Raw genomic sequence first — 11,222 nt, forward strand, 5'->3', positions numbered from 1 at the left:
CATGAGTAATCAGTATATTCTTGGGATTTCAGCATTCTACCATGATTCGGCAGCTTGCATTCTTTTGAATGGTGAGATTATCGCAGCCGCTCAAGAAGAGAGGTTTAGCCGGAAGAAGCATGATTCTTCTTTTCCCACAAAGGCCATTCAGTACTGCCTTGATTATGCACAGATAGATCTCAATCAGGTCAGTAAGGTGGCTTTTTATGAGAAGCCACTACTGAAATTTGAGAGGGTGCTCGAAAATTTTCTAGCCATTGCCCCGAAAGGGATTCCGGCTTTTGTAAAGTATATGCCAGCTTGGATCAAGGAAAAGGTATTTTTTCGAAAGCACCTTAATGATCAGTTGAAGGCATTGGACCTAGGCGAAACCAATCATCTAAAAGTCACGTTTAGCGAACACCATTTATCACATGCTGCGTGGGCCTACTTTACATCACCATTTAAGGAAAGCGCTATTCTGACCATTGATGGAGTCGGTGAGTGGACCACAACAGCGATTTATAGGGCCAATGGCAAATCAATCGAGTCAATTCAAGAACAGAGTTATCCTCACTCTCTAGGTCTTCTATATTCGGCCTTCACTCAATTTCTGGGCTTTAGAGTCAATGATGGTGAGTACAAAATGATGGGTTTGGCACCTTACGGTAATCGAGAATCAGAGATTTATAAGAATGCTAGAGAAAAGATCGAATCCACTCTTGTCAAAGTATTTGAAGATGGGTCGATTCGTCTGAATCTTAAGTATTTCAGATTCCTAGAGGGAAAGCGCATGACAGCTTCCAAATTGTGGAATGATCTTTTTGGAATGCCGCAACGTTGGGAGCGGGATGAGCTAACCCAAAGTCATTGCGATTTTGCCTTGGCCGCACAGGACTTTACCGAACATGTGATTCTTCTTTTGGCAAAAGAAGCAAAGAAAGTCACTGGTCTTGACAATTTGTGTATAGCTGGAGGAGTCGGGTACAATTGTGCAGCAAATGGTGTGCTTATCAAGGAGTCAACCTTCAAGAATATCCATATCCCTCCGGCTGTTGGAGATTCCGGTAGTGCGGTGGGAGCGGCCTTGCTGACAAATGCACTTGAAAACGATTCTTTTGAAAAGGGCAACATGGAACTGAAAAACGATATTTCCTTTTTGGGTCCTCAGTCTCAAAACCATCAAATTCGAGCATATCTTGATGCCAATGCCCAATCTTATCAGACGTTCGAAGCTTTTGAAGCTCTTTGTTACCAAACATGCGACCTCTTGACTGATGGGGCAGTGGTAGGATGGATGCAGGGAAGAATGGAATTTGGGGCGCGAGCTCTGGGTGCACGCAGTATTCTAGGTGACCCTAGAAAGCCTGACATTCAGCGAGTGATCAATCAGAAAATTAAGTTCAGGGAATCCTTCAGACCCTTTGCGGTTATTCTTTTGGAGGAAGATTTACAAGAGTTCTTCTGTCTGGAAGAGCCGTCTCCTTACATGGCCATTATCAGTGAGATTATACCAAGCCTCAAAAAACCAAAGCCTGAAAATTTCGAAGCACTTTCGATCCGTGAAAAATGTGATTGGATTAACTCTGATTTTCCCGGTATTAGCCATGTTGATTATTCCTGTCGCATTCAGACAGTGGATGAAAAGACTAACAATAGGCTTTGGAGGCTCTTAAAAACGTATAAGGCAAAAACTGGGTATTCCCTGCTTATTAACACCAGTTTTAATGTAAAGGACCAACCCATAGTATGTACACATCAAGAGGCATACGATTGTTTTATGAATACTAACATGGATGCCTTGGTAATGGAAGATAATTTAATGCTTAAATCGTCCGAGGTATGACTAAAAAGCTAGATACGAAGAAATCGCAAGCCATAGTCCTAGGTTTAGTTACTGGCCTACTTGTCATTTATTTCTACCTGAGTGTCTATAAAGAGAAGGATGCTGACGGATTGCTAATTGCCACAATGAGTATTGCTGTCCTATCTGCTCTTTTTGGAAAAGTGGCTTATTACCTAGCATTGGTTTGGATGAAGTTTGGGCTTCTTTTAGGGAAGATCAATGGAGCAATACTTTTGACCTTGGTCTATATACTTGTAGTTACACCGATTGCTTGGTTGAAGAAACTATTTGGAGCAAACCCTAACTTCAAAGCAAGTACCGAGAGCAGTTCAGCCTTTGATAAAAGGAATAAGACCTTTAGTAAAGAAGATATTCAACTGCCTTGGTAGTATTGAATAGTTAAACTATGATTATTTCTAGCCGATCTCTGGATCAACGCGTTTGAGATTTTAATATATTTGCAGCCTAATTGTCAACAGGCATGGTTTACGTCAGTAGAAAGGAACATTTTAACGCAGCACATAAACTGTACAATCCCAACTGGTCTTTAGAAAAGAATCAGGAAGTATTTGGACCGTGTGCAAATGTGAACTGGCATGGTCACAATTTTGAACTGATCACCACAGTGAAAGGTAATCCCGATCCGGATACAGGTTTTGTAGTGGATTTAAAAGCATTGTCAGTTTTGATCAACAAGGAAGTGATCGACAAACTGGACCATAAGAACCTTAACCTAGATGTTGATTTCATGAAGGGTAAAATGGCCAGTTGTGAGATATTGGTGATGGAAATATGGAGAATCCTAGCCCCTAAAGTAAAGGAGCTTGCCAATGATGGTGAATTGCATTCACTCAAACTGTATGAGACACCTAGAAACTTTGTTGAGTATTTAGGAGAGTAAAGACATAAAAAAAGTGGCTTAAGCCACTTTTAATTTTTTGAATTTCGATTTCTCGAATTTTTCCTGGGCATAAGCCCCGTCTATTTCCAAGACCTTAGTATCGTCATCTGACGGAAGCTCAAACATAGCATCTGTCATAATCGCTTCGCAAATTGACCTAAGTCCACGTGCTCCGAGCTTAAACTCCAGCGCCTTAGTAACGATATAGTCAAGTGCATCATCTTTGAAGGTTAACTCCTTTTCCTCCATCTCAAATAACTTGATATACTGTTTAGTAAGTGCATTCTTAGGTTGAGTAAGAATACTCTTCAAGATTTCAGTATTGAGAGGGTTTAAGTGCGTAACGATCGGCAAGCGGCCAATGAGTTCTGGAATTAGACCGTAATCCTTCAAGTCCTGTGCGTTGATATACTGATGCAGATTTTCTCTGTCGATATCTTGTCCTTCATCACTAGAGGCTGCAAAACCAAGAGGTTGTGTATTTAGCCTATTCGCGATGTGTCGAGCGATACCGTCAAAAGCACCACCACAAATGAAAAGAATATTGTCAGTATTCACTGAGATCATCTTCTGGTCCGGATGCTTTCTTCCACCTTGAGGCGGAACATTCACAGATGTGCCTTCCAATAATTTCAATAAAGCCTGCTGAACCCCCTCACCACTCACGTCTCTTGTGATCGATGGGTTGTCTGACTTTCTGGCAATCTTATCGATTTCATCGATATAGATTATTCCCCTTTCAGCTGACTCAACATCATAATTGGCTGCCTGGAGTAATCTGGTTAAAATACTTTCTACATCTTCACCAACATATCCGGCTTCTGTAAGTACAGTGGCATCAGCAATACAGAAAGGTATTTGCAAGATTTTGGCAAGTGTTTTAGCGATATAGGTTTTACCTGTACCTGTTTCACCTACCATAATGATATTGGACTTTTCAATCACAATATCATCTGCCTCCGACTTCTGAATCAGACGCTTGTAGTGGTTATAAACTGCTACCGAAATGACTTTCTTGGCCTCATCCTGACCAACAACATATTGGTCAAGATACTTTTTCATATCAATTGGCTTTATCAGGTTGAATTTTGGAGAATCTTCTGACGTCTTAGTCTTCAATTCTTCAGATAAAATCTGATTTGCCTGGGTGATACAGTGATTGCATATATGAGCATGTATACCCGATATCATCAGATCTACATCCTTCTTGTTACGCCCACAAAATGAGCAAGTCACCTCGGCCATATTGGTTTTATTTTCTTTCAAGTACTTCGTCTATTAGACCGTAAGACTTTGCCTCGGCAGATCTCATCCAATAATCCCGGTCAGAATCATTTTCGATTTTATCATATTTCTGCCCAGTATGGTGTGCAAGAATTTCATAAAGGTCTTTCCTTAACTCTTGCATCTGCTTTAAGGTAATCTCCATATCTCGAGATTGTCCCTGCATACCACCGCTTGGTTGGTGAATCATAATACGAGAGTGCTTTAAAGCAGCTCTTTTGTTTGCCGCACCTCCAGCAAGCAATACAGCACCCATGGACGCAGCCATGCCAGTACAGATGGTCGCCACATCTGGTTTTACGAATTGCATGGTATCATACATACCCAAACCAGCGTAAACAGACCCACCTGGGCTGTTGATGTACATTACAATATCTCTATTAGGATCTACTGATTCTAAGAACAACAGCTGCGCTGTAATGATATTGGCGATATTATCGTCAACACCCATTCCTAGGAAGATAATCCTGTCCATAATCAATCTTGAAAATACGTCAATCTCCGCAAAACGCGTAGGTCTTTCCTCGATCACCGATCGCGTCATGTTTTCAATATGATTTGTATAATCATCTATAGCCGAACCACTAACCCCCTGGTTGTGTATGGCATATTTTCTAAATTCTTTACCGTCAATCATTAGTTTTTTAAACCTTAATCCAACAAAATTAAAAAAAAAGCCCTCTTGAGAAAGGACTTTTTGTTAACAGATTAAATAGGATAGAAGTTCGAGCTATGCCCCAACTATTTCCTTGAACTTGTCAAGGCTTACTTTTTTAGACTTGATTTCGATGTTTTCTTTTACAAAATCTAAGACTTTTTCTTGTTGAACTTGCTCAGCCATTTTCATGTAATTCTGACCGTTTTCACCTTGTAGGTAGTTCTCAACGAATGAGTCCATTTGATCACCAAATTGGCCAAGACCTGAGCCCATGAATTGAGCTTCAATCATCTTCTGAGTAGCTGCTTTAATATCGTCATGCTCAGGCTTGATTTCATTATCCTTAGCTACTTGACCAGAAATAAGGTTCCATCTTAGCTGATCGGCATAAATGTCATACTCCTTAGCGATATCCGCATCGGTTACCTTGCCTTCACCTGAAAGCTTGAGCCAATCTTTCAAAAACTCATCTGGAAGACTGATTTTTGTCTTTTTGATCAATTCATCCTGGATCGTCTTATTTAACCATGCGTCAGTCTCCCTTACATAGTTTTGACTTACAGTCTCAATAATCTTTGCCTTGAACTCATCTTCAGATTTAACTACGTCAGGTCCAAAAGTCTTGTCGAATAACTCCTGATCAATATCTGCGAGCTCTTTTCTATTGACGTTTTTCACCTCAAAGTCGAATTTCAGGTCCATGCCTTCAATTTCGTCAGCAGTCTTACCCAACTGAGCAGCCTGTTTTGAAGTGTCTTTGTATAGCTTTCCGAGGTCAACCTTAATTGAATCTCCCTTTTTCTTACCTACAAATTTCTTTGCATTTGCGGCTGTCAATTCGCTAGGGTCCAGTGTAGTGTCATGAGAGAAATCACTATCAGCCTGAGTAAAAGTGCCAAATAGAATATCTCCAGCCTCACTTACTTCAGGGTTGGTCATTTTGCCAAACTGAGTTCTTACATTCTCCATTGTCTCTGCAACAACTTTGTCGTCCACTTGAATCTCGTAAGAAGTCACTTTTACCTTCTTATCTAGGGCTACGCTAAAGTCATCTACTAAGCCAATGTTATACTCAAACTCAAACTCAGCCTGATTTTCCCAATCAGTCGAATCGATGTTTTGTTGGTTAGGAAGAGGCTCGCCTAATATCTTCAACTCATTGTCTCTGATATAGTCTTGAATGGCATGACCAACAATGTGGTTAATTTCCTCTATCAAGATAGACTTGCCATACATCTTCTGTATTACGCCTTGAGGCACCTTACCTGGTCTGAAACCTTTGATCTGAGCCTTCTTGCTGTAATCTTTGATTTTTTCGTCTACTTTCGATTGATAATCACCCTCGTTTAATTTAACTTTAATAGAGGCTAAATTCGAATCCTTTTTGTCTAACGTGATATCCAATGTTTTACAGTTTTATGTCAACATAAATAAAAACCCTCAAATCTTTCGACTGAGGGTTCTTTCGGTGCGGATGGAGGGACTCGAACCCCCATGCCCTGAGGCGCTAGATCCTAAGTCTAGTGCGTCTACCAATTTCGCCACATCCGCAGGCACTTTGAAAATGGACTGCAAAGGTAAATGATTTACTTTTTAAATCAACACAACAATCGCTAAAAATTTTTGAAAAATTCACTCAAATTCCTCCATAACTTTACAACATGATTGCGGTCGATATAGAAGAAGAAAGAAAGGAGATTATTAGGAGATATCGAAGGCTTTTGAGAAAGGCCAAACCGTTCTTAAAAGATGATGATGCCAAGCTCATAAAGAAGGCATTTAATACTTCCGTTGAAGCGCATAAGGAAATGCGCAGGAAGTCAGGTGAACCTTATATCTATCATCCGCTTGCTGTGGCTCAAATTTGTGTGGAGGAAATTGGTTTGGGTACCACATCCATTGTGGCGGCACTCCTACATGACGTAGTAGAGGATACAGATATAGAGCTTGATCAAATTGAGGAAGATTTCGGGCCAAAGGTTGCCAAGATTATTGACGGCCTTACAAAAATCTCGGGTGTTTTCGACCATGGAAGTTCTCAACAGGCCGAAAACTTCCGTAAGATGCTGCTTACCCTGTCGGAAGATGTACGAGTAATTCTGGTAAAACTTGCCGATCGCTTGCATAACATGCGCACACTCGGTAGCATGCCCCGCCATAAGCAGCTCAAAATTATTTCTGAGACCATATATCTTTATGCTCCACTGGCTCACCGTCTCGGTCTATATGCCATAAAGTCTGAACTGGAAGATCTTTGGTTAAAATATTCGGAGCCTGAAATCTATCAGGAAATCGTCTCCAAGATTGCAGAGAATAAAGCTTCAAGAACACGATTCATCAAAAGTTTTATGAGCCCCATTTTGGATGAGGTAATCAAGACGGGTCTCAAATTCGAAGTCAAGGGTAGGCCAAAGTCCATCCACTCCATCTGGAATAAGATGAAAAAGCAAGACATACCCTTTGAAGAGGTGTATGATCTTTTTGCAGTAAGAATTATCGTAGATACACCATATGATCACGAGAAGGCGGCCTGTTGGCAAGTATACTCCATTGTAACTGACTTTTATACGCCTAATCCTGACCGACTGAGAGATTGGGTAAGTACGCCAAAAGCCAATGGCTATGAGTCCCTTCATACCACCGTCATGAGCCGCAAGGGTAAATGGGTAGAAGTTCAGATACGCACCAAGCGAATGGACGAGATTGCTGAGAAGGGCTATGCGGCCCATTGGAAGTATAAGGATGGTATGGCTGACTCACATGAATCGGGCTTAGAACAATGGGTGGAGAAAGTCCGTGAAATGCTAGAAGGAAACGATACTAATGCTATTGAGTTTGTCGATGACTTCAGAGCTAACCTTTTTAATGAAGAGGTATTCGTGTTCACGCCTAAAGGAGATTTGAAGATATTACCAAGTGGATCGACATCGCTAGACTTTGCTTTTGATATTCATACTGAAGTAGGTGCCAAATGTTTAGGCGCCAAGGTTAATAATCGACTGGTTCCACTCAACTATGAGTTAAGAAATGGAGATCAGATTGAAATTCTCACTTCTTCCAAACAAAGACCAAATGAAGACTGGCTCCGCTTTGTCGTTACCTCCAAGGCAAAGTCCAAGATAAAAGACACCTTAAAAGAGGCTAAAAAGCGGGCTGCCCTTGATGGAAAAGAAATCATTCAGCGTAAGCTGAAGCAGATGAAGATTCCTTTTGATGGAGATGTGGCTAACCAATTACGAGCCTATTTCGATGAAAAGACGGTGACCGATTTTTACTATAAGGTAGGCAAGGGGATAATTGATCCATCAAGGATTAAGAATTTCAAAGATTTCAAAACGGAAAAGCAGAAGTCCACCAGAGCCAAGACCAAGTCATTCGAGTATTCTGATGATTTCTCTAAGATGAAATCTTCAGATACTGACATCCTGCTGATCGGTGATGACTTGGATATTTTGGATTATAAGTTTGCAAAGTGCTGTAGCCCTATTCCTGGAGACGATGTATTTGGTTTTGTTACCGTGAATGAAGGAATCAAAATTCACAGGACGACTTGCCCCAATGCTCCCAAACTTTTATCCAACCATGGAAACCGTATTGTCAAGGCAAAATGGCAGTCCGAGCAGCAAAATGCTTTCTTGGCTGGACTTAGAATTATTGGGACCGATCGAGTGGGACTAATGCGTGATGTTACAGATATTATATCCAGTGAACTTAAGGTAAATATGCGGTCCATTATCATCGATACAGAGACCGGTATTTTTGATGGCCAAATCCGTGTTTACATCAACAACACCAGTCATTTAGATGAACTCATTGCCAAGCTCGAAAAAGTTCAAGGTGTCATGCGCGTAACTCGTTTTGAATCGGTCGAGGAGAAAGGCGATTCTTGATTCCTTTAATGGCAAAGAGTCTTATATTTGCAGCCTAACTAATATGCATGTCGCTCAATACAAAGGTATTTGATGAAGTAAAGGAGATTTTCAAGGCTTATTTAGAAAATAAAGCCCTGAGAAAGACTCCTGAGCGTTTTGCAATTCTTGAAGAGATTTATTCTAGAGATGGTCATTTTGATGTAGAATCACTCTATATCAGCATGAAGAATAAGAATTATCGTGTCTCCAGAGCAACGGTTTACAATACGCTTGATCTTTTGGTTGAATGTGATCTGGTTACAAAACATCAGTTTGGAAAAAATATGGCTCAGTACGAGAAGTCGTATGGCTATAAGCAGCATGATCATATCCTAATGGTTGATTCATCTGAGGTAATTGAGTTTTGTGATCCAAGGATTCAAAATATAAAGAATACACTCGAAGAGATGTTCGATATAGATATCATGCACCATACACTTTACCTTTTTGCAAAGAAAAGGACAGGAAATGCTAACAAAAAGGACAAAATAGACTGACATGGATTTTACCTCAAAAGATCAGGATGGAGTTTTTGTGCTCACCTTGAACGGGAATCTCATTGGAGAGGAAGTGGGCTCCGGGATTTTGGAGACAGCCAATGAAGCGATCAACAAGGGCTTGGTTTTGTGCTTAATTGATATCGAAAATGTCAAATACATTAACAGTAGCGGAATCGGAGTCTTGATTACCCTACTTACCAAGTTTAGAAATCATGAAGGGGAGGTAGTAATTGTCAAACCTTCAGAACATGTGAATAAGCTTTTGATCATCACTAAGCTAACAGCCATATTCAAAATAGCCGACTCTGTAGAGGAGGCAATCAAAGAACTTAAATCATAATCCACGTGCTTGCACGTAAATAGAAATCATAGATGAAAGTAGACGTACTCTTAGGTTTACAATGGGGTGATGAGGGCAAAGGAAAAGTTGTCGATTACCTGGCTCCAAAATATAATGTTGTTGCAAGATTTCAGGGAGGACCAAACGCTGGTCATACTTTAGAGTTTGATGGACACAAACACGTGTTACACCAAATACCATCTGGGATTTTTAGAGAGAATATCAAGAATATTATTGGTAATGGCGTTGTGCTTGATCCCGTGGTTTTCAAAAAAGAAATTGAAGGCTTAGCCAAGTTTGAGATTAACCTAAAAGCAAACCTCTTCATCTCTAAGAAGACTCAGCTCATCTTACCAACACACAAGTTGTTAGATGCAGCGTATGAGAAGTCAAAGGGGAAAGATAAAATTGGATCGACTCTCAAAGGAATAGGTCCTTCTTATCAGGATAAGATTGCTAGGAATGGTTTGAGGGTTGGAGATATTCTTGCACCTGGGTTCGAGGAGAGATATCGTAATCTGGTGAACAAGCACGAGCGTACTTTAAAGCATTATGAATTCGAATATGACTTGGCTGAAGCCGAAGCGCCCTTCTTTGATGCCATTGATTTCGTAAGAGGATTCAATCTGGTCAATTCAGAATATTTGATTAACAAGAGTATAAACTCTGAGGACACGGTTTTAGCGGAAGGAGCTCAGGGCTCACTACTGGATATTGATTTTGGCAGTTATCCTTATGTGACAAGTTCAAATACCATGACGGCAGGTGCTTGTACTGGTTTGGGAGTTGCCCCACAAAATATTGGTGAGGTGTTCGGCATCTTCAAGGCCTATTGCACGAGAGTTGGAGGTGGTCCATTCCCAACCGAGCTGTTTGATGCTACTGGTGAAGCCATTCAAAAAGAAGGTAACGAGTTTGGTGCAACAACCGGTAGAGCGAGAAGGTGCGGATGGTTAGATTTACCAGCATTGAAATACGCCATTATGATTAATGGTGTAACCCAGCTATTCATGATGAAGGCTGACGTGCTCTCAATTCTTGATGAGATTAAAGTATGTACTGCATATAAACTCTCCGATGGAACAATTACCGAAGAGATGCCATTCCAATTGTTAGATGAAGAAGTGGAACCTATATATGATACTCTTCCGGGATGGAAGGATGACATCACAGGTGTAAGAAGCATGGATGACATGCCAGTAGCACTTTCTTCATATATCAAGTATATCGAAGAAGCTACAGGTGTACCGATCAAGATCGTTTCTGTTGGCCCTGATAGGACACAAACCATAATCAATTAATTCTTCACTAGAGATTATCCGAAAGGACAAGACCAGTGTTGCTTTTCGTATAATTAGACGTTTTTTATAAGATTCTATCAAGACACGTCTATGGGAAACAAGCGCACAATACACTTTAGTCTCAACCCTAAGCTATTAGCCATATTGATGCTATTAGGCTTTGGGGTCACTTTTCAATCTTGTAACAAGAGTTCACCGGATGATCTAAATCCTTTTGTGGATTCGGAAAAATTCGCCAACCCTGAAGAGTATTCAAGTTTTGTAGATAGTACCTATGTGCTGTTCTGGACATCCCTCCAGCATAATCAGCCTAATATGCCAATATCAGTCATGGGTCTGGGCTTTTATTCTGCTTGGGGGAACTGGGGTATGCGAAATATTGCGCCTTACCCCAATGGCGTAGCACTTAATAATGATGCGAATTATACCTATGCTGAAATGATTAGTGGACCTTGGAATGGGCTCTATGAGGTTATTGGTAGAATGAATGATTTACTCTCCA

At 40.7% G+C, this 11,222-nt stretch carries 11 protein-coding genes and 1 tRNA gene (1 of these 12 only partly in view); 8 read left to right on the forward strand and 4 right to left on the reverse strand.

Features of this window, described 5'->3' with window-relative positions; translation table 11 throughout:
* Position 1 precedes the first annotated feature (1 nt).
* The 3 genes from BFP97_RS18580 (at position 2) to BFP97_RS18590 (ending at position 2,726) form a co-directional block, all read left to right on the forward strand.
* A complete protein-coding gene (locus tag BFP97_RS18580) occupies positions 2-1,825 on the forward strand; it encodes a carbamoyltransferase (RefSeq protein ID WP_069843859.1) in 1,824 nt (607 codons plus the stop codon).
* Positions 1,822-2,214, forward strand: coding sequence for an SxtJ family membrane protein (locus BFP97_RS18585; RefSeq protein WP_139135375.1), 393 nt, complete (start codon positions 1,822-1,824; stop codon positions 2,212-2,214). Before BFP97_RS18580 ends, BFP97_RS18585 begins: the two co-directional genes overlap by 4 nt.
* 92 nt (positions 2,215-2,306) lie before the next feature.
* Positions 2,307-2,726, forward strand: coding sequence for a 6-pyruvoyl trahydropterin synthase family protein (locus BFP97_RS18590; protein WP_069843860.1), 420 nt, complete (start codon positions 2,307-2,309; stop codon positions 2,724-2,726).
* Positions 2,727-2,744: 18 nt separating this feature from the next.
* Here the strand turns inward: BFP97_RS18590 and clpX are convergent, their stop codons facing one another.
* From clpX to BFP97_RS18610, 4 genes are all read right to left on the reverse strand, one after another.
* Positions 2,745-3,971: an ATP-dependent Clp protease ATP-binding subunit ClpX gene (clpX, locus tag BFP97_RS18595; protein ID WP_069844392.1), complete on the reverse strand. Its 1,227-nt coding sequence runs from the start codon at positions 3,969-3,971 to the stop codon at positions 2,745-2,747.
* 7 nt (positions 3,972-3,978) lie between these two features.
* Entirely contained in the window at positions 3,979-4,647 is a 669-nt protein-coding gene (locus BFP97_RS18600; protein WP_069843861.1) for a ClpP family protease, read from the reverse strand.
* A gap of 93 nt (positions 4,648-4,740) precedes the next feature.
* Positions 4,741-6,072, reverse strand: a complete 1,332-nt coding sequence (gene tig / locus BFP97_RS18605) for a trigger factor (RefSeq protein ID WP_069843862.1) — start codon at positions 6,070-6,072, stop codon at positions 4,741-4,743.
* A 65-nt stretch (positions 6,073-6,137) separates the two neighbouring features.
* A tRNA-Leu gene (locus BFP97_RS18610) sits at positions 6,138-6,219 on the reverse strand.
* 110 nt (positions 6,220-6,329) lie between these two features.
* Between BFP97_RS18610 and BFP97_RS18615 the strand changes: the two genes are divergently transcribed.
* From BFP97_RS18615 to BFP97_RS18635, 5 genes are all read left to right on the forward strand, one after another.
* Entirely contained in the window at positions 6,330-8,558 is a 2,229-nt protein-coding gene (locus BFP97_RS18615; protein WP_069843863.1) for a RelA/SpoT family protein, read from the forward strand.
* Between the two features lie 47 nt (positions 8,559-8,605).
* Entirely contained in the window at positions 8,606-9,076 is a 471-nt protein-coding gene (locus BFP97_RS18620) for a Fur family transcriptional regulator (RefSeq protein ID WP_069843864.1), read from the forward strand.
* A gap of 1 nt (position 9,077) precedes the next feature.
* Positions 9,078-9,419: an STAS domain-containing protein gene (locus tag BFP97_RS18625; protein ID WP_069843865.1), complete on the forward strand. Its 342-nt coding sequence runs from the start codon at positions 9,078-9,080 to the stop codon at positions 9,417-9,419.
* Between the two features lie 32 nt (positions 9,420-9,451).
* The gene (locus BFP97_RS18630; protein ID WP_069843866.1) at positions 9,452-10,720 is read left to right on the forward strand and encodes an adenylosuccinate synthase; all 1,269 of its coding nucleotides are present in this window, start codon (positions 9,452-9,454) and stop codon (positions 10,718-10,720) included.
* 90 nt (positions 10,721-10,810) lie between these two features.
* A protein-coding gene (locus tag BFP97_RS18635; RefSeq protein ID WP_083262662.1) for a RagB/SusD family nutrient uptake outer membrane protein crosses the window boundary here: on the forward strand, positions 10,811-11,222 show its start. 1,106 nt of this gene lie beyond the right edge of the window; 412 of the gene's 1,518 nt are visible here — the first part of the coding sequence; the start codon lies at positions 10,811-10,813; its stop codon lies beyond the right edge, outside the window.

This window comes from Roseivirga sp. 4D4, from assembly GCF_001747095.1.
Taxonomy (GTDB): Bacteria; Bacteroidota; Bacteroidia; order Cytophagales; family Cyclobacteriaceae; genus Roseivirga.